The 18420-nt window shown below is 72.5% G+C and carries 21 protein-coding genes and 1 pseudogene; 7 read left to right on the top strand and 15 right to left on the bottom strand.

What is annotated here, in order from left to right; all coding sequences use genetic code 11:
* Positions 1 to 7 precede the first annotated feature (7 nt).
* Together ACWG52_RS27590 and ACWG52_RS27585 are read right to left on the bottom strand one after the other, a co-directional pair.
* A complete protein-coding gene (locus ACWG52_RS27590) occupies positions 8 to 790 on the bottom strand; it encodes an SDR family oxidoreductase (protein WP_389808672.1) in 783 nt (260 codons plus the stop codon).
* Positions 787 to 1935, bottom strand: a complete 1149-nt coding sequence (locus ACWG52_RS27585) for an acyl-CoA dehydrogenase family protein (protein ID WP_453126231.1) — start codon at positions 1933 to 1935, stop codon at positions 787 to 789. Before ACWG52_RS27585 ends, ACWG52_RS27590 begins: the two co-directional genes overlap by 4 nt.
* A gap of 62 nt (positions 1936 to 1997) precedes the next feature.
* Between ACWG52_RS27585 and ACWG52_RS27580 the strand changes: the two genes are divergently transcribed.
* The 3 genes from ACWG52_RS27580 to ACWG52_RS27570 are packed head-to-tail and all read left to right on the top strand — an operon-like array spanning position 1998 to position 4995.
* Positions 1998 to 2855 (top strand): enoyl-CoA hydratase, encoded by an 858-nt coding sequence (locus ACWG52_RS27580; protein ID WP_389808666.1) that lies wholly within the window; start codon positions 1998 to 2000, stop codon positions 2853 to 2855.
* Entirely contained in the window at positions 2855 to 4000 is a 1146-nt protein-coding gene (locus ACWG52_RS27575; RefSeq protein ID WP_453126229.1) for an acyl-CoA dehydrogenase family protein, read from the top strand. Before ACWG52_RS27580 ends, ACWG52_RS27575 begins: the two co-directional genes overlap by 1 nt.
* Positions 4000 to 4995 (top strand): acyl-CoA dehydrogenase family protein, encoded by a 996-nt coding sequence (locus ACWG52_RS27570; RefSeq protein ID WP_453126227.1) that lies wholly within the window; start codon positions 4000 to 4002, stop codon positions 4993 to 4995. The genes ACWG52_RS27575 and ACWG52_RS27570 overlap by 1 nt, the downstream gene beginning before the upstream one ends.
* Here the strand turns inward: ACWG52_RS27570 and ACWG52_RS27565 are convergent.
* From ACWG52_RS27565 to ACWG52_RS27545, 5 genes are all read right to left on the bottom strand, one after another.
* Positions 4976 to 5701, bottom strand: a complete 726-nt coding sequence (locus tag ACWG52_RS27565) for a class I SAM-dependent methyltransferase (protein ID WP_389808658.1) — start codon at positions 5699 to 5701, stop codon at positions 4976 to 4978. The two genes, ACWG52_RS27570 and ACWG52_RS27565, sit on opposite strands and share 20 nt — an antisense overlap.
* Positions 5702 to 5820: 119 nt before the next feature.
* Entirely contained in the window at positions 5821 to 6369 is a 549-nt protein-coding gene (locus ACWG52_RS27560; RefSeq protein WP_390139648.1) for a hypothetical protein, read from the bottom strand.
* Positions 6370 to 6376: 7 nt separating this feature from the next.
* Positions 6377 to 7315 (bottom strand): alpha/beta hydrolase, encoded by a 939-nt coding sequence (locus tag ACWG52_RS27555; protein WP_389808653.1) that lies wholly within the window; start codon positions 7313 to 7315, stop codon positions 6377 to 6379.
* Entirely contained in the window at positions 7312 to 8043 is a 732-nt protein-coding gene (locus ACWG52_RS27550) for an SDR family NAD(P)-dependent oxidoreductase (RefSeq protein WP_389808650.1), read from the bottom strand. The genes ACWG52_RS27555 and ACWG52_RS27550 overlap by 4 nt, the downstream gene beginning before the upstream one ends.
* Positions 8044 to 8046: 3 nt before the next feature.
* On the bottom strand, positions 8047 to 9177 hold the full coding sequence (locus tag ACWG52_RS27545) for an LLM class flavin-dependent oxidoreductase (RefSeq protein ID WP_389808648.1): 1131 nt from the start codon (positions 9175 to 9177) through the stop codon (positions 8047 to 8049).
* A 113-nt stretch (positions 9178 to 9290) separates the two neighbouring features.
* On the opposite strand from ACWG52_RS27545, the gene ACWG52_RS27540 reads away from it, so the two are divergent.
* The 3 genes from ACWG52_RS27540 to ACWG52_RS27530 all read left to right on the top strand — a co-directional run bounded on the left by ACWG52_RS27540 (position 9291) and on the right by ACWG52_RS27530 (position 11241).
* Positions 9291 to 9896 carry a PadR family transcriptional regulator gene (locus ACWG52_RS27540; protein ID WP_389808645.1) on the top strand — a complete coding sequence of 202 codons (606 nt, stop codon included), beginning with the start codon at positions 9291 to 9293 and terminating at the stop codon, positions 9894 to 9896.
* 65 nt (positions 9897 to 9961) lie between these two features.
* Entirely contained in the window at positions 9962 to 10690 is a 729-nt protein-coding gene (locus tag ACWG52_RS27535) for a VWA domain-containing protein (RefSeq protein WP_389808642.1), read from the top strand.
* Between the two features lie 35 nt (positions 10691 to 10725).
* Entirely contained in the window at positions 10726 to 11241 is a 516-nt protein-coding gene (locus ACWG52_RS27530; protein WP_389808639.1) for a pyridoxamine 5'-phosphate oxidase family protein, read from the top strand.
* A gap of 18 nt (positions 11242 to 11259) precedes the next feature.
* Here ACWG52_RS27530 and ACWG52_RS27525 read toward each other — a convergent pair whose 3' ends face one another.
* From ACWG52_RS27525 to ACWG52_RS27505, 5 genes and pseudogenes are all read right to left on the bottom strand, one after another.
* Positions 11260 to 12555, bottom strand: coding sequence for a DUF1906 domain-containing protein (locus tag ACWG52_RS27525; protein WP_389808637.1), 1296 nt, complete (start codon positions 12553 to 12555; stop codon positions 11260 to 11262).
* 243 nt (positions 12556 to 12798) lie between these two features.
* Positions 12799 to 13833: an ABC transporter permease gene (locus ACWG52_RS27520; RefSeq protein WP_453126223.1), complete on the bottom strand. Its 1035-nt coding sequence runs from the start codon at positions 13831 to 13833 to the stop codon at positions 12799 to 12801.
* Positions 13830 to 14447 (bottom strand): ATP-binding cassette domain-containing protein, encoded by a 618-nt coding sequence (locus ACWG52_RS27515; protein ID WP_453129081.1) that lies wholly within the window; start codon positions 14445 to 14447, stop codon positions 13830 to 13832. Before ACWG52_RS27515 ends, ACWG52_RS27520 begins: the two co-directional genes overlap by 4 nt.
* 137 nt (positions 14448 to 14584) lie before the next feature.
* A pseudogene (locus ACWG52_RS27510) lies at positions 14585 to 14722 on the bottom strand (ATP-binding cassette domain-containing protein); the annotation flags it as partial.
* Positions 14719 to 15138, bottom strand: coding sequence for a GntR family transcriptional regulator (locus tag ACWG52_RS27505; RefSeq protein ID WP_389808632.1), 420 nt, complete (start codon positions 15136 to 15138; stop codon positions 14719 to 14721). The gene ACWG52_RS27505 and the pseudogene ACWG52_RS27510, both read right to left, overlap by 4 nt.
* A 207-nt stretch (positions 15139 to 15345) precedes the next feature.
* On the opposite strand from ACWG52_RS27505, the gene ACWG52_RS27500 reads away from it, so the two are divergent.
* Positions 15346 to 15762, top strand: a complete 417-nt coding sequence (locus ACWG52_RS27500) for a hypothetical protein (protein ID WP_389808629.1) — start codon at positions 15346 to 15348, stop codon at positions 15760 to 15762.
* Between the two features lie 181 nt (positions 15763 to 15943).
* On the opposite strand, the gene ACWG52_RS27495 is transcribed toward ACWG52_RS27500, so the two are convergent.
* The 3 genes from ACWG52_RS27495 to ACWG52_RS27485 all read right to left on the bottom strand — a co-directional run bounded on the left by ACWG52_RS27495 (position 15944) and on the right by ACWG52_RS27485 (position 18358).
* Complete coding sequence (locus ACWG52_RS27495; RefSeq protein WP_389808626.1) at positions 15944 to 16954, bottom strand: quinone oxidoreductase family protein; 1011 nt, start codon at positions 16952 to 16954, stop codon at positions 15944 to 15946.
* A 382-nt stretch (positions 16955 to 17336) separates the two neighbouring features.
* A complete protein-coding gene (locus tag ACWG52_RS27490) occupies positions 17337 to 17537 on the bottom strand; it encodes a DUF397 domain-containing protein (RefSeq protein ID WP_389808624.1) in 201 nt (66 codons plus the stop codon).
* On the bottom strand, positions 17522 to 18358 hold the full coding sequence (locus tag ACWG52_RS27485) for a helix-turn-helix domain-containing protein (protein WP_453126222.1): 837 nt from the start codon (positions 18356 to 18358) through the stop codon (positions 17522 to 17524). The genes ACWG52_RS27490 and ACWG52_RS27485 overlap by 16 nt, the downstream gene beginning before the upstream one ends.
* Positions 18359 to 18420 lie beyond the last annotated feature (62 nt).

The following is an 18420-nucleotide window of genomic DNA, read 5'->3' as shown; positions in this document are numbered from 1 at the left end:
TCTCGGGCTACGCGTGCTGGCTGCTGACCGACACCGTCTCGCCGGTCATGTACGACGAGTAGGCGCTGGCCAGGAAGACGATGACGTTGGCGACCTCCCAGGGTTCGGCGTAGCGGCCGAAGGCCTCGCGGGCGGTCAGTTCGGCCAGCAGTTCCTCGCTGGTGACCTTCACCAGGTGCGGGTGCATGGCCAGGCTCGGGGCGACCGCGTTGACGCGTACGCCGAACTCGGCGGCCTCCAGGGCCGCGCAGCGGGTCAGTGCCATCACCCCGGCCTTGGCGGCGGCGTAGTGGGCCTGGCCGGTCTGGGCGCGCCAGCCGATGACGGAGGCGTTGTTGACGACGACGCCGCCGGCTCCGGACGCCTTGAACGCGCGCAGGGCGGCGCGGGTGCAGCGGAAGGTGCCGTTCAGGGTGACGTCGAGTACGCGGGACCACTGGGTGTCGGTCATGTCGACGAGGGCGGCGGTGCCGCCGAGGCCGGCGTTGTTGACGACGATGTCGAGGCGGCCGTGGGTGTGTTCGGCGAGCGCGAAGAGGGCTTGGACCTGGTCCTCGTCGGTGACGTCGCAGGGCAGGGAGGTGACGCGGTCGGCGCCGAACTCGGCGGCGAGCGCCTCCTCGGTCTCCTTCAGGCGGCGGGCGTGGGCGTCGCCGATGACGATGCGGGCGCCCTCCTCCAGGAGGCGGCGGGCGGTGGCCCCGCCGATCCCGGCCCCGGCGGCGGCGGTGACGACGGCGGTGCGGTCCTTCAGCAGTCCGTGTCCGGGGACGTAGTCGGGGGTGTTCACGCCCGTACCTCCTTGGGAAGGCCGAGGATCCGCTCGGCGATGAGGGTGCGCTGGATCTCGTCCGAGCCCGCGTAGATGGTGTCGGCGCGGGAGAAGAGGAAGAGCCGCTGCCAGTCGTCGAGGTCGTACGGGTCCCCGTGCGCGCCGGTGGCCAGCAGCGAGGGGGCGGCGCAGACGTCCATGGCGAGTTCGCCGAGGTCACGGTGCCAGCGGGACCAGTGGAGCTTGGCGGTGGACGGGGCGGTGTCCGGCGCGAGGGCGGTGGCGCGCATGGTCTCCAGGCCGATCCAGGCCTGGACGAGGCGGTCGCGGATCAGCGGGTCGGCGAGGGCGCCGTTGGCGCGGGCGAGGGCGGTGAGGGCGTCGAGTTCGCGGCGGAAGCCGACCTGTTGGCCGAGGGTGGAGACGCCGCGCTCGTAGCCGAGGGTGGCCATGGCGATGCGCCAGCCGTCGCCGGGGGCGCCGACGATGTGGGCGGCGTCGGTGCGGGCGCCGTCGAAGAAGACCTCGTTGAACTCGGAGGTGCCGGTGAGCTGTGTGATCGGCCGGACCTCGACCTCGGGCCGGTCCATGGGGACCAGGAGGTAGGACAGGCCCTGGTGGCGGCGGGAGCCCGGTTCGGTGCGGGCGAGGACGAAGCACCACCGGGCGGCGTGGGCGAGTGAGGTCCAGGTCTTCTGGCCGTCGACGATCCACTGTCCGTCGCGGAGGGTGGCGCGGGTGCGGACGGCGGCGAGGTCGGAGCCGGCGCCGGGTTCGCTGTAGCCCTGGCACCACAGCTCCTCCACGGCTCGGATCGGCGGGAGGAAGCGGCGCTTGTGTTCCTCGGCGCCGTGGGCGATGAGGGTGGGGCCGAGGAGCTGTTCGCCGATGTGGCCGACGCGGGCGGGTGCGTCGGCGAGGGCGTACTCCTCGTGGAAGGCGATCTGTTCGGCGGTGGACGCGCCGCGGCCGCCGTGCTCGACGGGCCAGCCCAGGCAGGTCCAGCCGTGGGCGGCCATATGGCGTTCCCAGGCGAGGCGTTCGGCGAAGGCCTCGTGTTCGCGGCCGGGTCCGCCGCGGCCCTTGAGGGCGGCGAACTCGCCGGTGAGGTGGGCCCGTAGCCACCCCCGGACCTCGATGCGGAACTCCTCGACGCTGCTCATGGCCGTACGTTAACCTACCAAACACTTGTTAGGGAAGCTTGCTCGTGAAGGATGGACGCCCCATGCCCGACGACCGCACGCCCGACGACCCACCCGTGCTCCACGAGCGCCGCGGTCCGGTCGCGTACGTGACCATGAACCGCCCCCGCTACCGCAACGCCCAGAACAGTGCGATGACGTACGCGCTGGACGACGCCTTCTACCGGGCCGCCGAGGACCCGGAGGTGAAGGTGGTCGTCCTCGCCGGGGCCGGCGAGCACTTCTCCGCGGGCCACGACATCGGCACCCCCGGACGCGACGCCCACCTGCCCTTCGAGCGACGGGCCGGCCTGTGGTGGGACCACACCGGGCGGCCCGGCGCCGAGTCCCGCTTCGCGCGCGAGTCGGAGGTGTACCTGGGGATGTGCCGGCGCTGGCGGGAGCTGCCGAAGCCGGTGATCGCCTCGGTGCGGGGGGCCTGTGTGGCGGGCGGGCTGATGCTGGCCTGGGTCTGCGACCTGATCGTGGCGAGCGAGGACGCCTTCTTCGCGGACCCGGTCGTACGGATGGGCATCCCCGGCGTCGAGTACTTCGCACACCCGTGGGCGATGCCGCCGCGGATCGCGAAGGAGTTCCTCTACACCGGCGACCGGATGGCGGCCCGGCGCGCCTACGAGCTCGGCATGGTCAACCGGGTCGTGCCGGACTCGGAGTTGGCGGCCGAGACCGAGCGGCTGGCGCTGCGGATCGCCGGGATGCCCGCCTTCGGACTGGCGCTGACCAAGCGGGCCGTCAACCAGGCCGAGGACCTCCAAGGCCTGCACACCGGCATGGACTCGGTGTTCGGCCTGCACCACCTGGCCCACGCGCACAACGCGGAGACCGCGGCGGACTCGCTCGGCGGCGTCGACATCGCCGCCCTGAAGGAGGCGAACACCTGATGGAACTCACGCACACGGCGGACGTGGAGGCCTTCCGGGCCGAGGCACGGGACTGGCTGCGCGCCCACGTCCCGGCCCGGCCGCTGCCCTCCCTGGAGAGCGCCGAGGGCTTCGCGGCGCACCGGGAGTGGGAGGCGCGGCTGCACGCGGACCGCTGGTCGGTGGTGTCGTGGCCCGAGGAGTACGGGGGCCGGGGCGTGGACCTCGTCAGGTGGCTGGTCTTCGAGGAGGAGTACTGGGCGGCGGGCGCCCCCGGCCGGGTCTCCCAGAACGGCATCAACCTCCTCGCCCCCACCCTCTTCGACCACGCGAGCGCGGAGCAGCGCGCGCGGGTGCTGCCGTCGATGGCGAGCGGCGAGGTGATCTGGGCGCAGGCCTGGTCGGAGCCCGAGTCGGGCTCCGACCTGGCCTCGCTGACGTCGCTGGCGGTCCGCACCGAGGGCGGCTGGCTGCTGTCCGGGCAGAAGACCTGGTCCTCGCGGGCGGCCTTCGCGGACCGCGCCTTCGGAATCTTCCGCAGCGACCCGGACACCCCCAAGCCGCACCAGGGCCTGACGTACCTGATGTTCGACCTGCGGGCGCCGGGAGTGACGGTGCGGCCCATCGGCCGGCTCGACGGCAAGCCGGCCTTCGCGGAGCTGTTCCTGGACGAGGTCTTCGTACCGGACCGGGACGTGATCGGAGAGCCGGGGCAGGGCTGGCGGATCGCCATGTCGACGACCGGCAACGAGCGCGGGCTGACCCTGCGCTCCCCCGGCCGGTTCCTGGCGGCGGCGGACCGGCTGGTCGGGCTGTGGCACGCGCAGGGCGACCCGTCCGACGGCGCGCTGCGGGACCGGGTGGCGGACGCGGTGGTGGGGGCGCGCGCGTACGAGCTGTTCACCTGGGCGAACGCCTCCCGCTTCGCGGCGGGCGAGACGATCGGCGCCGAGTCCAGCCTGAACAAGGTGTTCTGGTCGCAGTACGACATCGCCCTGCACGAGACGGCCCTGGACCTGCTGGGCGCGGACGCGGAGCTGGCGGAGGGCGAGTGGGCCGAGCCGTGGGTGTTCTCCCTGGCGGGGCCGATCTACGCCGGGACGAACGAGATCCAGCGCGACATCATCGCCGAGCGGCTGCTCGGCCTCCCGAAGGGCCGCCGCTGATGCGCTTCCTGCTGACCGACGAGCAGTCGGACTTCGCCCGTACGGTGCGCTCCCTGCTCGGCTCGGCGCGGGTCCCGGCGGCGGTACGGGCCTGGGCGGACCGCGACGCCGGGCCCGGGCGGGCGCTGTGGGCCCGGCTCGCGGAAACGGGTCTCCTCGCGCTGGCCGTGCCCGAGGCCTACGAGGGGGTGGGCCCGCTCCCGCTGGAACTGTCGCTCGGCTTCGTGGAGTTGGGCCGGGCCGGGGTGCCGGGGCCGGTGGTGGAGAGCGCCGCGGCGGCGGTGCTGCTGACGGAGCTGGCGGACGAGGGGCTCGCCGAGCGGTTCCTGCCGGGGCTGGCGCGGGGCGAGGCGTCGGCCACGCTGACCCTGCCGGGCGGGAGCCCGTACGCCCTGGACGCGGACGCGGCGACGTACTGCTTCACCGTGTCGGAGGCCGGCGAACTGCGGCTGGCGGCCGGCCCCGGGGAGATCCTCGGGTCGACGGACCCCGCGCGCCGGCTGTCCCTGCCGCCGGCCGGCGGCGGTGAGCTGCTGGCGGCGGGCCCGGCGGTGGCCAGGGCGGCCGAGGTGGCCGGACGCCTGGCCCGGCTGCTGACGGCCGCCCAGTGCCTGGGCGTCGGCGAGTCGCTGCTGGCCAGGACGGTGGAGTACGCGAAGCAGCGCACGCAGTTCGGGACGCCGATCGGGAGCTTCCAGGCGGTCAAGCACCGGCTGGCGGACACCCTGCTCGACCTGGAGTTCGCGCGCCCGCTGGTGTGGGCGGCGGCGCTGTCGCCGGGGCCGGGCGAGGTGGCGGCGGCGAAGCTGGCGGCCGGCGAGGCGTCGTACCGGGCGGCGATGACGGCGCTCCAGCTCCACGGTGCGGTGGGCTACACCGAGGAGCTGGACCTGTCGCTGTGGCTGCGCAAGGCCCGCCCCTTGCGCGACGCCTGGGGGACGCCGTCGGCCTGCCGGGCGGAGGTGCTGCGGTCCCTCACACCACGGCGACGTTGAGGCTCACGACGTACTGCTCCTCGACGGTGCCGTCCGGGAAGAGCGGGCTCAGCAGTTCCCGCTCCCCCGCGAAGTACTCACGGGTGCGGTCCTCGCCCAGGACCAGGAAGGCGGAGTGGCTGGCGAGGTTGGCGAGGTGGTCGTCCAGCGTGATGCGCCGGGTCCACGTCACCGAGCGGGTGGCGAACGCGCCGAGCCCCTCCGGCAGCGTGCGGTGGGTCTCTTCCTCGACCCCGAAGAAGACCCGGAGCCGCTCCTCCTGTTCGGCGATCCACGGCACCGTGGCGTCCGCGTCGTTCCACCAGAGCGCGAGCGCTCCGCCGGGCCGCAGCGCCCGCCGGGCCTCGGGCACGGAGCGGGCCGGGTCGGTCCAGTGCCAGGCCTGGGCGTAGGTGATCAGGTCGACGGAGTCGGTGGCCAGCGGCAGCCGGTCGCCGTCGCCGCGCACGATCGGGATCCCGGGGTGGGCGCGGCGGAACTGGGCGGCCATCCCGTCCCCGGGCTCCACGGCGACGACCTCGGCCCCGCGCTCGTGCAGGAGCGTGGTGGCGATCCCGGTCCCGGCTCCTACGTCGGCCACCCGGGCCCCGGCGAGCGGCCGCCCGGTGAGGGACTCGACGGCGTCGAAGAGGGCCGGGGGGTAGCTGGGGCGGTGGGCGGCGTAGGAAGCGGCCGCCGCGTCGAAGGAACGGGCACGTGTGGTCATGCGTCCATTGTTTTCGATCACTCGATCGGCAACAAGATCGCGGTGGTTGCGCCGCGCGAAGGACGAGGACCGGGGTGGAGGTCAGGTCCGGGGATGGAGGTCAGGTCCGGGGATGGAGGTCAGGTCCGGGGGCGCAGGGAGAGCCGGCCGACGAGGACGGTCTGGAGCAGGATCAGGGCCCCGGTGCCGACCACCGGCCAGAGCGGCCGGTCCGGGCGCCCGCCCACGGCCCAGGCCGGGCCGTCGGGGTCCACCGTCACGGTCAGTCGGGCGCCGACCGGGAGGTCCGTGGCCACCGGGCCGGGCAGGTCCCGGCCGGCCGCCGTGCGCAGCCGCAGCGACGGGGTGGAGGCCGAGCCGTCCTCCTCCACGGTCCGCTCGGCGACGACCGCCTGTTCCTCCCGGCCGCGGTCGTGGAGGGTGTGCCGGTCCCAGGTGACCCCGCCGGCCACCGCGATGCCGACCGCGAGGACGGCGACGGAGGTGCGGGCGACGAACTCCGCGCCGGTGCCGTGCGGTACGGCCGCGCCGAGGACGAAGACGGCCAGCAGGACCGGGATCCAGGCGCCCTCGGGACCTTCCAGCAGCCAGATCGCACCGAACTCCGCTGCCAGGAGAAGGCAGTTGCGCAGAACCGCGCCCGGCAGTCTCCGTATCAGTTCAGCCATGGACACATCATGCCCGGGAGTCCGGCCGCCCCGCCCTTCCCGCCCCCGCCACCCAGGCCCCGGCCGCCCGCAGCGCGGCGGCGCCCGCCGGCAGCGGCAGGCCCAGGAAGCCGTGGAAGACCCCCGGGTGGAGCTGGAGCGCGCAGTCGACGCCGGCCGCCGCCAGCCGGCGGGCGTAGCCGAGGCCCTCGTCGCGCAGCACGTCGCAGTCGGCGAGGACGATCAGTGCGGGCGGCAGGCCCGACAGGTCGGGGGCGCGCAGCGGCGAGACGTGCGGGTGCTCGGGGTCGCCGCCGTACTGGTCCCAGTACCAGGCCATGTGGGCGGCGGTGTGGAAGTAGCCCTCCGCGTACGTCTCCACGGAGGCGGATTCCATCCAGGCGTCCAGCGGCGGATAGAACAGCACCTGGCCCGCGACGAGTTCGGGGGCGCGCAGGGCGGTCACGGCGGCGAGGTTGCCGCCGCTGGAGTCCCCCGCGAGGACCACCCGGTCGGGGTCGCAGCCGAGGGCGCGGGCCCGGTCCCGGGCCCAGAGCAGGACGGTCAGCGCGTCGTCCGGCGCCGCCGGCCAGGGGTGTTCCGGGGCGAGCCGGTAGTCCACCGAGACGACCACTGCGCCCGCGGCCACGGCCAGGGAGCGACAGGTCGCGTCGTGGGAGTCGAGACCGCACATGACCCAGCCGCCGCCGTGCAGGTACACGACCAGGGGCCGGTCGGCCGGGCCGGGCGCGGGATCGTAGATCCGGACCGGGACCCCGCCCGCGTCCGTGTCGGACACCGAGGCCACGGCCGGGCCCGCGCGGCCGGACCCGGACGCGGCGGCCGCCCGCAGGGCGTGGACGTCGCCCGGTGCGGGGAAGCCGGCGGCCATCGCGTCGCACAGCCGCCTGGCCTCGGGCGAGAGGGGGTCGGGGGTGTGGTGGTCGGGGGTGTGGAGGTCGCTCATGCCGTCGTCATCCCCCCGTCCACGGTGAACTCGCTCCCCGTCACGTACGAGGACGCGTCCGAGCAGAGGAAGAGGACCAGCTCGCCGACCTCCTCCGGGCGGCCCATGCGCCCCAGCGGTACGTGCGACCAGTCCCGGCCGGCCACCGCCCCGGCCACCATCGGGGTGTCGATGGCTCCCGGGTGCACCGAGTTGACCCGGATCCGGTCCCGGGCGAGGTCGAGCGCCGCCGACCGGGTCAGCCCGCGCAGCGCGAACTTGGTGGATCCGTAGGCGGCGTGGCCGGGTATCCCGACCAGTCCGGCGGTGGAGGAGATGTTGACGATCGAGCCGCCGCCGGCCGCGCGCAGCACCGGCGCGACCGCCTGGATGCCGAGGAAGGGGCCGAGCAGGTTGACCCGCAGGAGCGCCTCGAAGTCCTCCAGCCGCTGCTGTTCCACGTGGGCGGTGCGCCACAGGGCCGCGTTGTTGACCAGGGCCGAGACCGTACCGAAGGTGCGGACCGTCTCCTTCACCACCGTGGCCCAGCTCTCCGGGTCGGCCACGTCGTGGCGGACGTACAGTCCTCGGTCGCCGAGTTCGGCGGCCACCGCCCGGCCCTCGTGCTCCCGGACGTCGGTGACGACGACCCGGGCCCCCGCCGCCGCGCACAGCCGGGCCTCGGTGGCGCCCTGGCCGCGCCCGGCGCCGGTGATCACGACGACCTTGTCGTCGAGGCTCTTCCCCATGGCTCAGCCCTCCAGGGCGCGGAAGTGCGGGATGACCTTCTCGCCCCACTGGCGGATGGTCTCCATGCACGCCTCCTGGGGGACGGTGCCCATCTGGATCAGGCACATCACCTCGTCGACGCCGATCCGACGGAGCTGCTCGACGTAGGCGATGGCGGTCTCGGCGCTGCCGTACGCGTGCTCGGCGTTGTAGGTGCCGGTGTCGACCGGGCGGGCCGGGATGTTCGCCTCGTGCAGCTTGGCGACGAGCTCCTCCCGGCCCCTGGCCAGGGCCGCGACATGGGAGTCGGCGCTCTCGTCGTCCGCGTACCCGGTCGGCTCGGGGCCGTTGCCGTACCAGTGGGCGATGGACTCGGCGAAGAAGCGTTGCCCGCGGGTGCCCAGGCGCAGGGCCCGCTCGGCGTCGTCGAGGACGATGGTCGGGCAGAGGGCGGAGAGGTGGTCGTTGACCTCGGTCGAGACGAGGCGCTCGCCGCTGCGCGTGGCGATGGCCTCGTCGTAGACCTTGCGCATGGCGCGTACGTCGTCGGCGCCGGCGAAGCCCATCACCAGGGCGCCGATGCCGAGCTCGGCGGCCAGCTTGAGGGTGTCGTGCTTGGAGCAGGCCATGAACAGCGGCGGGTGCGGGTCCTGGACCGGGCGGGGCAGGATCGCGCCGGGGCCGATGTCGATGGAGCCGTGCCATTCGAAGGTCTCCTCCTTCCATGCGGAGGAGAAGATCCGCAGCGCCTCCTCCATCTGCGGGTAGGTGTCCTCGGGCCGGACCCCGTACATGGACATCTCCTGGCGGGTGGCACCGCGCCCGGCGCCGATGTCGACGCGGCCGCCGGAGAGCACGTCGAGCATGGCGGCGCGTTCGGCGACCCGCACCGGGTGCTGGTAGCCGAAGGGCATGGTGACGACGCCGTGCCCGATCCGGATCCGGCTCGTGCGGGCGGCCACCCAGGTCAGGAAGATCTCGGAGGCGCTCATGTGCGCGTACCTGGTCAGGGAGTGGTGCTCGACGGCCCAGATCCGGTCGAAGCCCATCTCCTCGGCGTGGACGGCCTGTTCGACGCAGTCGTGGATGACCTGGCGTTCGCGTTCGGGGGTGGGGTCGACGAGCTGCGCCTCGAAGATCATCGAGAACTTCACGGTGAGGTCCCTCCATCCGGTCGTACCGGTCGCCATTTCTAATAGGAATACTTCTAGCAGTCATATATCGCAGGGGGAAGGGTGCCGTCGGGACCGGTCGTAGACTGCGCTGCGTGTCAGACGAGACGAACAAGCGCGCGCTCCCCGCGACCAGCTGGGCGGTGCTCGGCCTCCTCTCCTTCGGAGAGGAGCTCTCCGGTTACGACCTGAAGAAGTGGTCGGACTGGTCGCTGCGGTTCTTCTACTGGAGCCCGTCGTTCAGCCAGATCTACAGCGAGCTCAAGCGCCTGGAGAAGGCGGGCTACGCCTCCTCGCGGATGGTCTCCCAGGACACCGGGACGCGCGACAAGCGGGTCTACCGGATCACGGACGAGGGCATGACGGCCGTACGGGAGTGGGCCCGCGAGGCCCCCGTCGACCCGCCCGTCCTCAAGCACGGGCCGATGCTGCGCCTGTGGCTGGGCCACCTGCTGGAGCCGGAGCAGATGCGCGAAGTCCTGGGCCGGCACCAGGAGTTCGCGGAGAAGATGCGTCGTCGCGCGGTGGCCGACGTGGAGGGCGCGAAGGACGAGAGCGCCTGGGCGTACCCGACGCTCACCCTCAAGTGGGCCGAGCGGTACTACGCCTCCGAGCGCGACCTCGCGGCCGCCATGCTCGACGACATCGACGCGCTGGCCGCCGGGCGGGACGCACGCGAGCCGGGCGCCGGCCGCCCGTAGGACCGCCGGAAGCAGAACAGCGGCTCTCGCCCGACGGGACCGGCGCGCTGCCGTACGCTCGCCCCATGACGGGCAGTGCGATCAACCTCCGCAAGGTCGAGGAGACGGCTCCGGCGCTCGTGAGCCTCTACAAGAGCGCCGGGGTCTCCCTGCGCAAGTACGGCATGGAGGGCGGACGGGCCGCGGTCTACCTGGTCCTGGACTACTCCGGCTCGATGAAGCCGTACTACGCGGACGGCAGCGTGCAGGCCCTCGCCGACCGGGTGATCGGGCTGTCCGCGCACCTGGACGACGACGCCCGCGTCCCGGTGGTCTTCTTCTCCACCGAGGTCGACGCGGTGGAGGAGATCTCCCTGGCCGGGCACGAGGGCCGGGTCACCGAGATCGCCTCCCGGCTGGGCCACATGGGCAAGACGTCCTACCACGCGGCGATGGACGCGGTCATCGACCACTACCTGGACTCGGGGGCGACGGCCCCGGCCCTGGTCGTCTTCCAGACCGACGGCGGCCCGATCAACAAGCTCGCGGCGGAACGGTACCTGTGCAAGGCGGCCCGGCTGCCGCTCTTCTGGCAGTTCGTCGGCTTCGGCAACACGCGCAGCACGCAGTTCGACTTCCTGCGCCGACTGGACGAGCTGCCGGTGCCGGCGCAGCGGGCCGTGGACAACGCGGGCTACTTCCACGCGGGGCAGGACCCCCGCACGGTGCCGGACGACGAACTGTACGACCGCCTGGTCGGGGATTTCCCGGCCTGGCTGGCGGCGGCGCGCAGTGCGGGCATCGTGCGCGCCTGACCGGTGACCGCCGGTGCCCGCGCTTTGATGGACGTATGACGCATACCAGCTGGGCCGTCTTCGAGAAGGCGGAACCGGAGTTCGCCGCGGCCGTCCAGGCCCGTTTCGCGCAGTACCCGCACCACGTCCTGGCCACCCTGCGCAAGGACGGCTCCCCCCGCGCATCCGGACTGAATGTCGACATCCGGGGCGGGGAGCTGTGGCTCGGCATGATGTTCGGCTCGATGAAGGCCAGGGACCTCCAGCACGACCCGCGCTTCGCCCTGCACACCAATCCGGGCGCGGGCGAGGAGATGCCGCACGGGGACGTACGGATCTCCGGGCGCGCGGTGGAACTGGTGGACCCGCCCGAACTGCACCGGTACGCGGAGGAGACCGAGACCCCGCACCCGTTCCACCTCTTCCAGGCCGATCTGACGGAGGTCGTCCACGTCCACGTACAGGGCGACGACCTGGTGATCCGCACCTGGACCCCGCAGCACGGCCTCCACACCCTGCGCCGCGGCGACGACGACGAGCCCCCGCGCGAGGACCCGGAGCCGGACGCCTGACCCGGAAAGGGACCTCGGTCAGCTGAGCGGGGGGCGGCCGCCGACCGGGCCGAGCGTGGCGGGGTTCACGTCCACCCAGTTGCGGTCGATGGTGAGGGTGACCCGGCCGTAGGTGGCCTTGTGGTCGCCGCGGAACTGGTGGGCCCGGCGGGGGCCGGCCCACTTGGTGGTGCGCTTCGGCAGGCCCATGTCCGCGTCGCCGACGGTGGCCGAGAGGTTCCAGCGGGCGGCCCAGAGCACGTCGGGCATGGCGTGGGGGGCCTGGTGGTGGTGGGCGCTGAGCGCCTTGACCCCGGAGCTCACGGAGACGTAGGCGGCGGAGCGGTAGCCCAGCGCGTGCAGGCGCACCGTCCAGGCGGTCAGATAGGCGACGACCGGGGCGTCCCAGGTGGCACGGTCCGTGTAGTTCTCCACGTCGTTGTAGAGCACCGTGCCCTCGGCCAGGCCCAGCGACCGGGCCGCGTCCACCGCGCCCTCGGCGGCCTCCCGGCCCTGCACGTCGGCCTCGGACGGGTCGGTGGACAGTCCGGTGCCGGCGTTGTACCAGGGCTGCGGGCCCACCCAGATCGGCATCAGGTGCCAGCCGGCGGCGGCCTGACGCCGCACCCAGCGGGCCGTGAGCCGTGGTTGGGCGCAGGCCCGGGCCGGCCCGCCGATGTAGACGCCGATCGCGCCGAAGGGGGAATCGGCCCGCCAGGTGTCCATGGCCTTCTGGGTGGGGGCGGTGCAGGTGTCGAAGCCCTCGCCCTTGAAGGGTTCCTGGGCGGTACGGGGCTTCGGGCCGTCGGTGGTGGGCACGGCGACGACGGGGGTCGGAGCGGGCGGGGGCGCCACGGCGCGCGCCCGGGCCAGTACGCGGCGTACGGCGTCGGGCGTGGCCCCGTAGGAGACGGTGGCCATGACCCCGGAGCGGCGCAGGGCGTAGCGCAGCTCGTTGCTGTCGGACCGGGGCGGGACCTCGCGCGGGGTGCCGGCGGAGCGCACCGTGACGGTCGGGATGTCGGCGCGCGCGGGGGCTCCGTCGAGGGGTTCGAGGTGCAGGGTGTCGGCGCGGCCGGCGACGGCCCGGCCGGTGCATTCGGCCTGGGTACCGGCGGGGCCGAGGTACAGGGTGGGCAGGTCGAGGCGCACGCAGGCGTCGGGGTTCTCGTCGAGGTCGACGACCCGCCAGTGGGCGGGGAGGGTGACGCGCAGGCCGCGGTAGTCGACGGTCCGGCCGATGTCGTCGTGGCCGGCGTCGGCGGCGGAGTGCTGGACGGGCAGCAGCAGGGCGGCGCCGAGCAGGCCGCTCAGCAGGGTTCGGACGGGAGCCATGATCCAGATGGGTACCAGACCGCGGCCGCCATGAACTTCGTGCACGGTGAGCCCAGTTGGCCCGTCCGGCCCAGCTCGGCCCGGTCCGGCCGGTAGGGGTGGGTCACCTGCACGAGTGATGCGGGCCCGGGCCCGTCGCCGGGAGCGACGGGCCCGCTGCCGCGGGCGAGTAGGGTCGAGGGGGCGGCCGAAGCCAGTTGCGTTGGCGTCGGCCGCCCCCTTTTCTCCCGCTCGGCGACCCGGTCAGACGGCCCGGCGGCGCAGCCACCAGGAGCAGAACCCGGCCAGCAACCCGGAGAGCGCGAGGAAGATCCCCGTCTCGATCCACGGGAAGGTCCAGCAGCGGTCGGCGGGCTGGTACTCGACCTCGATGTGGAGGTCCGAGGTGGCGAAGCAGCCGAAGGGGTCCGCCTTCGGGTCGGCGCAGCCCTTGGCCCCTCGGACCTCGTTGCCGGCGGGGTCGAGCACCGCACCGGGGTCGGACACGACCCAGACGCCGGGCCTCAGGACCCCGACCCGCAGATAGGCGTCGTCGCCGGAGCCCATCAGCTGGACGTGGTTCCCGTTCCAGCCCTCCGCCGGGGCGCCGGACGATCCGTCGCTGCCGATCGGCGCCATGACGAGGGAGTTGAGCGCGACATCGGGGCGCTCCGGCGTCATGTAGTACGGGCGGATCGCGAAGGGGACGAGGATCTGGACCGCGAGGAAGACGACGAGGGTCGCGGCCATCGCGGGCACGGTGCGCCGGATCAGGAGTCCGGCGCAGGCGCCGAGGGTGAAGGCGAACGCCGCGTAGCCGAGGGGGACGATCGCCCGTCCGCTGAACATGAGGGCGGTGAACCGGTCCACGTTGACCCGGTCGATGGGGCTCGCCCACCAGGTCACCAGGAGGCTGAGCAGCCCGGTGACGGCGACGGCGGCCAGGCCGACGCCCACGAGCTTGACCAGGAGCCAGTGACCTCGGGTGATGCTCTGGTTCCAGATGAGCCGGTGGGTGCCGGTCTCCAGTTCACGGGCGATCAGCGGGGCGCCCCAGAAGAGCCCGATGATGCCGGGGACGGCGAGCAGCAGGCTCGTGACGTAGTAGGTCAGGGTCCGGTACTCGACGACCAGCGCGTTCCGGGCCCTTTCGCAGTCGCCCTGGCAGCCGGCGACGGTGCTGTCGTAGAGGTCACGCATCTGGAGGCCGGTGACCACGAGGAACATCGCGAGCGCGGCCAGGACGGCGAGCGCGGCGAGGGTCTGGACGCGGTATTGGCGCCAGGTCAGCCAGATCATCGCTGGTCCTCCCGGGTGGGTCGGCGGCCGGACCCGGCCGTGGCCTGGCTCATGTAGGTGAGGACGAGGTCCTCCAGGTTGAGCGGCTCCAGGACCCAGGAGGGGTCCTGGACCGCCTGGTCGGAGCGCACGATGAAGGTGCTCTGCCGCTCGGTGTGAGTCTCCAGGACGACCTCCATGCCGTGGGGCAGGGTGGCCGCCTCGCGGCGGGCGGTGGTGAGCCGGAAGTGGGTGGCGAGCAGGTCGTCGACGTCGCCGGAGAGCTGGACCCGGGAGGCGACCAGCGAGATCAGGTGGTCGCAGACCCGTTCCAGGTCGGAGACCAGGTGTGAGGAGAGCACGACGGTGGTTCCGTGTTCGGCCACGACCTCCATCAGGCTCTGCAGGAACTCCCATCGGGCCAGCGGGTCCAGGGCGGCGACGGGCTCGTCGAGGATGAGCAGCTCGGGCCGTTCGGCGACGGCGAGGGTCAGGGCCACCTGGGCGCGCTGGCCGCCGGAGAGCTTGCCCGCCTTCTGGGCGGGGTCCAGGTCCAGCTGCCGGATCCGCTCCTCGGCCAGCTGCGCGTCCCAGCCCGGGTTGAGTCGGGCGCCGAGGCGCAGGTGGTCGGCGATGGACAGACCCGCGTAGGTGGGGGTGTCCTGGGCGACGAAGCCGACCTTGGCCAGTTGCCCGGTCCGGAGGCGGGCCGGCCGCCGAGCACCTCGATGCTGCCCGAGGTGGGGGCGATGAGCCCGCAGGCCAGTTGCAACAGGGTGGACTTTCCTGCCCCGTTGGGCCCGACCAGGCCGACGACCCGCCCGGACGGCACACTCAGGGTGCAGTCGCTCAGCGCCTCTTTGCGGCCGTACCGCTTGCCCAGCGCGCGGGCTTCCCATATGGCGGTCATTTCTCCTCTTCGGTGTGCGGGTCCGTGCCGGTGTTCGTGCCGGTGGGGGCGCGGAAGGTGCTCAGGAACAGGGCCTCGATGCTCTCCTCGCCCAGCCCGGCGGCCCGCGCCTTGTCGAGCCACAGCTGCAGCTCCCGGCGCAGCGGCTCGTGCTCGGCGATCGATTCGTCGCCGAGCGTGCCGGAGATGAACGTGCCGACCCCGGGCTTCTTCGCGACGAGGCCCTCGTATTCGAGCTCCCGGTAGGCCTTGAGCACGGTGTTCGGATTGATCGCCACACCGGCGGCGACGTCCTTGACCGTCGGCAGTCGATCCCCCTCGGACAGCAGCCCGAGCCGCAGGGCCTGACGCACCTGGTGGACGAGCTGCATGTACGGGGCCACGCCGGAGCGGGCATCGAGGTGAAACTCGATCACTGTCCTCCTCTATTCATCTAGCTTCCTAGCACTATAGGACTATGCGTATCCGATCACTGTCAAGCGACTGGCCGCCAACACGGCTGCGAGCGGCCCGGATTGACGACGGAGCGGACTGAGTACGCGTGCTCAGGCAGATGTCAGTACCGCTGGGTAGCGTCGCGACGTGTCCGACGAACGGACGATCACGACCACATGGGGGACGACATGAAGAAGCGCACCACCGCCCTGGCGGCTTTGGCCCCGGCTCTCGCACTGGCCCTGGCGGCGAGCCCGGCCCAGGCGGCGCCGACGGGCGAGATCATCGGCTACCCGGGCCCCGACGGCCTGATCTGGATCGCCGACCAGGCCGGCTCCAGCGGCTTCGTCTCGGGCGGTCTCTCCGAGCGCCTGGACACGTTCATCACGTTCGGTTGCGCCGACGGCGGGAGCATCGAGGTCTCGTTCCGACTCCAGGAACACCCCGACCGCGACCCGGCGCCCTTCACCGTCGACTGCCCCGGCACGGACCCGACGGTCGTCACGGTCCCCCTCGGCACGGGCATCCACGGCGGATTCGTCGCGTGGGTGACGGCCTCGACCCCGACCACCCGCTGGGGCGCCACGGTCACCCAGCCCGAATAACCCGAAGACGCCACAGCGACTTGAAGCCGGCTCCGTCGTATGGCGCGCAGTCGACGGAGCCGGCTTCAGGTGCGGGAGGCATGGTGAGCGGCGGTGAGTGGACCAGCAGGTCGCTGCCGCATCCGACCGCCCGGCCGCCCTAGGTCTCAGTCCCCGAGATCCCCGACCCCGTCACCCGCGATCAGCTCTGCGTCTCCTCGCGGCGTCCGACAGCGGCCGCATCGGGTACGAGGAGCAGCTTGCCGGTGGTACGCCGAGCCTCCAGATCGCTGTGGGCCTGGGCGGCCTCGGACAATGCGTAGCGGCCCGTCACGGTGACCTCAAGCGCCTTGGAACGCACCCACTCGAACACATCGGCGGCCCGTCGGAGCAGTTCGGACCGATCGGCGATGAAGTCCCCGAGGCTGGGCCGGATCAGGGTCAGCGAACCGCCGTGGGCGAGCCGCATCGGATCGAACGGCGGCACGGCACCACTTGCCGCGCCGAAGAGCACGAGATGGCCACGGGTTCGCAGGCAGGCGAGGCTCGCATCGAAGGTGTGCGCGCCGACGCCGTCGAAGACAACAGGCAGTCCCTGACCGCCGTTGAGCCGCCTCACCTCGGCTGCGAGATCGTCGACCTCGGAGGAAAGGATCACCTCGGCGGCCCCGGCACGCTTCGCCGGCTCGGCCTTCGCCGTGGTCGACGTCGTGCCGATCACCCTGCCGCCGAGATGGGTGATGAGCTGCGTCAAAAGCAGCCCCATGCCGCCGGCCGCCGCATGCACGAGCACCGTGTCGCCCCCCTGAACCGGGTAGGCGTCCTTGACGAGATAGTGCGCGGTCATGCCTTGGAGGAGCACGGCGGCGGCTGTCTCGAAGTCGATGTCGTCGGGCAGCGGCACCAGCCGGGAGGAGTCCACGACGGCCCGCTCGGCATACGAGCCGGGAATCTCCACCCAACCGACCCGGTCCCCGACCGCGACGTCCGTGACGCCGGGTCCGACCTCGACGACCGTGCCGGCGCCCTCGGTGCCCGGGGTGAAGGGCAGCGGGAGGCTGTACCGGCCTTCGCGGTGGTAGACGTCGAGGAAGTTGACCCCGGATGCGGCGACCTCCACGACCGCCTCGCCGGGACCCGGCCGCGGCTGGTCCACCTCGGCCTCCTGCAGCACCTCGGGACCGCCCACTTCGTACACCTGAATCGCTCGCATGGCCCTCCAATAACGGCTCATCCCCCACCAACCCCGTTGGTGGCGATCAATGGCTCATCCCCACCAACCTCCTTGATCGCGATCCGATTCCCGGCGAGCAGCCCGGCCCGCCGCCCCCGCCGAGAGCTGAGACGCCTGCTTCGCACCCGGGTATCGAACCGGGCTCTACCGGCCCTGGACCAACCGCAAGGTCGAACGCTTCAACCGCACCCTGAGGCACGTCGGCGTGCGGGTCGTGGAGGACGTGACGGCGCAGATCCCGCGCGAAGAGGAACGTGAGCGACTGCGTCTCGGGGCGGGTGATCCGGTCCTGCCAGGGGCCGCCCCATCCAGGCAGACGTGATGCTCATGCCGGCCGGACGCCAACTGGTGCGCTACGAGATCAGGCTCGGCCCTGCACAGACCGGATGAACGGAGCCCAGGCGGCGGCCGGGAAGACCAGGACCGGACCGGTGCCCGCGAGCTTGGTGTCACGGACGGGGACGAGGCCGGGGAGGTCGTCGGACACCTCGACGCAGTCGCCTCCGTCTCCGTTGCTGTACGAGGACTTGCGCCAGGACAGGCCCTTCACGTCTGCGCGCATGTCGCGTACTCCTCCGCCACCGACTCGATCAGGGTCAGGGACACCTCCGGCGACAGCTCCGCGGCCCTGGCAAGATCGTATGACCTCCAGTAGCGCTGAACCAGGGCCGGATAGTCGAGCAGTTGCCCCGAGTAGGGGCCTTCCGTGTACGCCACATCGGGCGCATCGGTGAACTGCATGATGCGCACCATAGAGCCCAGCGTGCCATGGGCACCGGCTGCGAACGGCACGACCTGCACGGTGATCCGGTGGGCGCGAACGTACGAAGCGATGTGACGCAGCTGAGCCGCCATCACAGCAGGACCACCGACCGCCGCGCGCAGCACCGACTCATGCAGGACCACCCACATCTCAGGGGTTTCCGGATCGACGAGAAGTCGTGCGCGTTCGACGCGTGCCGCGACCAAGGCTTCAACACGCTCGGCGAGCGCAGTCGGCTTGGCGGCCCGGATCACGGCCCGGGCGTAGTCCTCCGTCTGGAGCAGCCCGGGAACCAAGGTGCAGGCGTACTCGTAGGTGGCCGTCGCCAGTCCTTCCAACTCGGCCGCGGCGGCGAAGTATTCGCTGTGCTTGGACTTGAACGCCCTGGCCAGGCGGAAGAAGTAGTCCCCCGTGTTCAGCTCCCGGTCGATGAGCTTGGCGATCTCCGGCCGCAAGCGACGCCGCCCGCTCTCCATCATCCCGACATACGCCCCCGTGGCGAAGATGCGCTCGCCCAGCCCTTCCTGGGTCAGCCCCGCCGCCTCGCGCTTCCCCCGCAGTTCCTCGCGGGCGAACTCCTCCGGCGTCTGCGCCCCACCTTCGTCATTCGGCTTGGCCATGAGCCAACTCCCCGCTTCCGCAGTGCCCTCGCTCCGCGAAAAGCGTAGTCCGCGCCGCCCCC

The organism is Streptomyces sp. CLCI03 (assembly GCF_053615355.1).
Note: the sequence above shows the minus strand (reverse complement) of the source record. Positions and strands in the feature narration are given on the sequence as shown.

Coding starts and splice junctions, on each gene's coding strand:
- ACWG52_RS27585 (WP_453126231.1), bottom strand. CDS start 1,935: ATGAGCAGCGTCGAGGAGTTCCGCATCGAGGTCCGGGGGTGGCTACGG.
- ACWG52_RS27580 (WP_389808666.1), top strand. CDS start 1,998: ATGCCCGACGACCGCACGCCCGACGACCCACCCGTGCTCCACGAGCGC.
- ACWG52_RS27575 (WP_453126229.1), top strand. CDS start 2,855: ATGGAACTCACGCACACGGCGGACGTGGAGGCCTTCCGGGCCGAGGCA.
- ACWG52_RS27570 (WP_453126227.1), top strand. CDS start 4,000: ATGCGCTTCCTGCTGACCGACGAGCAGTCGGACTTCGCCCGTACGGTG.
- ACWG52_RS27565 (WP_389808658.1), bottom strand. CDS start 5,701: ATGACCACACGTGCCCGTTCCTTCGACGCGGCGGCCGCTTCCTACGCC.
- ACWG52_RS27560 (WP_390139648.1), bottom strand. CDS start 6,369: ATGGCTGAACTGATACGGAGACTGCCGGGCGCGGTTCTGCGCAACTGC.
- ACWG52_RS27555 (WP_389808653.1), bottom strand. CDS start 7,315: ATGAGCGACCTCCACACCCCCGACCACCACACCCCCGACCCCCTCTCG.
- ACWG52_RS27550 (WP_389808650.1), bottom strand. CDS start 8,043: ATGGGGAAGAGCCTCGACGACAAGGTCGTCGTGATCACCGGCGCCGGG.
- ACWG52_RS27535 (WP_389808642.1), top strand. CDS start 9,962: ATGACGGGCAGTGCGATCAACCTCCGCAAGGTCGAGGAGACGGCTCCG.
- ACWG52_RS27530 (WP_389808639.1), top strand. CDS start 10,726: ATGACGCATACCAGCTGGGCCGTCTTCGAGAAGGCGGAACCGGAGTTC.
- ACWG52_RS27525 (WP_389808637.1), bottom strand. CDS start 12,555: ATGGCTCCCGTCCGAACCCTGCTGAGCGGCCTGCTCGGCGCCGCCCTG.
- ACWG52_RS27520 (WP_453126223.1), bottom strand. CDS start 13,833: ATGATCTGGCTGACCTGGCGCCAATACCGCGTCCAGACCCTCGCCGCG.
- ACWG52_RS27500 (WP_389808629.1), top strand. CDS start 15,346: ATGAAGAAGCGCACCACCGCCCTGGCGGCTTTGGCCCCGGCTCTCGCA.
- ACWG52_RS27495 (WP_389808626.1), bottom strand. CDS start 16,954: ATGCGAGCGATTCAGGTGTACGAAGTGGGCGGTCCCGAGGTGCTGCAG.
- ACWG52_RS27490 (WP_389808624.1), bottom strand. CDS start 17,537: ATGCGCGCAGACGTGAAGGGCCTGTCCTGGCGCAAGTCCTCGTACAGC.
- ACWG52_RS27485 (WP_453126222.1), bottom strand. CDS start 18,358: ATGGCCAAGCCGAATGACGAAGGTGGGGCGCAGACGCCGGAGGAGTTC.